General features: G+C 47.3%; 1 protein-coding gene and 2 pseudogenes. 2 read left to right on the forward strand and 1 reads right to left on the reverse strand.

Annotated elements, in window-relative coordinates; translation table 11 throughout:
* Both ACTIE6_RS19745 and ACTIE6_RS19750 read left to right on the forward strand, forming a co-directional pair.
* A pseudogene (locus tag ACTIE6_RS19745) lies at nucleotides 1–221 on the forward strand (NAD-dependent epimerase/dehydratase family protein); the annotation flags it as partial.
* 178 nt (nucleotides 222–399) lie between these two features.
* Nucleotides 400–1,248 carry a hydroxymethylglutaryl-CoA lyase gene (locus ACTIE6_RS19750; RefSeq protein WP_439558284.1) on the forward strand — a complete coding sequence of 283 codons (849 nt, stop codon included), beginning with the start codon at nucleotides 400–402 and terminating at the stop codon, nucleotides 1,246–1,248.
* A 55-nt stretch (nucleotides 1,249–1,303) separates the two neighbouring features.
* On the opposite strand, the pseudogene ACTIE6_RS19755 reads toward ACTIE6_RS19750, so the two are convergent.
* A pseudogene (locus ACTIE6_RS19755) lies at nucleotides 1,304–1,625 on the reverse strand (hypothetical protein); the annotation flags it as partial.

The following is a 1,625-nucleotide window of genomic DNA, read 5'->3' on the forward strand; positions in this document are numbered from 1 at the left end:
AGGAACTGACGAAAGTTTGCCAGGAAGTAACCGGCAAAACGATCCCGATCAAAGTAGTACCTGAGAACCGCACTGCCGACATTCGGTTGTACGTAACCGACAACACCAAAGTGACCGCATTAACCGGCTGGAAACCGGAAATAGGTATCCGCCAGATCGTAGAAGAAATCGCCGCCTGGTTAAAAGAAAACGAAGCCGATTTAGCTCCGATTTTAAAGTAGGGGGAAAGGGAAGAAAGGGAGGATGGAGGAAAGGGACGAAGGGGAGGATGTTGAACTGAGAATGGAACACCAGCTAAAAGCTAACAGCCAAAAGCCCTTTCATCCCTTTCCTCCTTCCTCCCTTCCTCCATTCAATCATTCAATCATTCAATCATTCAATCATTCAATCATTCAATCATTGAAACTAACAGAATGTCCCCGCGATGCCTGGCAAGGGTATCATCCATTCATTCCGACTGAACAGAAGGTTGGGTACCTGAATCAGTTGCTGAAAGTGGGGTTTGATACCATTGATTTTGGCAGCTTTGTTTCTTCCAAAGCAATGCCGCAGGTAAGTGATACTGCGCTGCTGCTGGATCAGCTTGACACTTATTCTTCTAGATCAAAACTGCTTGCGATTGTTGCAAATGAGAGGGGCGCGGCCGAAGCCTGCGGTTTTTCACAGATCAGTTACCTTGGTTTTCCATTCTCCATTTCTGAAACTTTCCAGCGCCGCAACACGAATGCAGGTATAGCCGACTCGCTGGAGAGGGTAAAAAGCATTTGCGAGCTCGCATTGAGGAATGGAAAGGAAGTGGTGATTTATATATCAATGGGTTTCGGAAATCCGTACGGAGATCCCTGGGAGCCTGGAATTGTCACGGAATGGGTTAGTAAGCTTGCAAATCTTGGGGTAAGGATTTTTTCATTATCGGATACGGTAGGAGTTGCAAGTACCAATGCAATTACGTCGCTCTTCTCGGAGCTGATCCCGCATTATCCCCAGCTGGAATTCGGGGCACATTTTCATACTAAACCTGCGGAATGGCGTGGGAAAGTGGAAGCTGCATTTGATGCCGGATGCACGCGCTTTGACGGTGCGCTGCTCGGATATGGCGGCTGCCCGATGGCGCAGGACGAGCTCGTCGGCAACATGCCCACGGAGAGGCTTGTCGATTTTGCGATTGAAAAGCGAAGCCCGGTAAATCTCGACCTGGAAGCACTACAAACAGCCAGGCTATTATTTTTGAATTTGGTAAAAAGTTAAAAAGCTCCCGCTGCTAAGCAACGAAAGCTTTCCTATATTCTTTAACACTAAGCTGTCAGGCAAATTTCCTCTTCACAATCGCCAGCAGCGCGGTTACTGCCTCACCATTTACATCCCAGGCATATTTGGAAGCATACCGGTGCCAGATCAGGTTTTCTGCCTCTTCAAAGCTTTTGACTGCATCTAGCTCGTAAATCGCTTTATCAAAATGCTCGCTATTTTTGTTAAATAGCTGGTTTACAAACATAAACCTTTGTCCCAGCGGAATGGCGCTGGCAATGCTCTCGACGCGGAAAGGAACACTTCCGTAGGATTTATCCTCCTTTGGCTGCGGGATGTCTACCTTGAAGCGATTGTTCAATGAATCTTTTTCCACT

The sequence above is a fragment of the Dyadobacter sp. genome (assembly GCF_051859145.1).
Taxonomy (GTDB): Bacteria; Bacteroidota; Bacteroidia; order Cytophagales; family Spirosomataceae; genus Dyadobacter.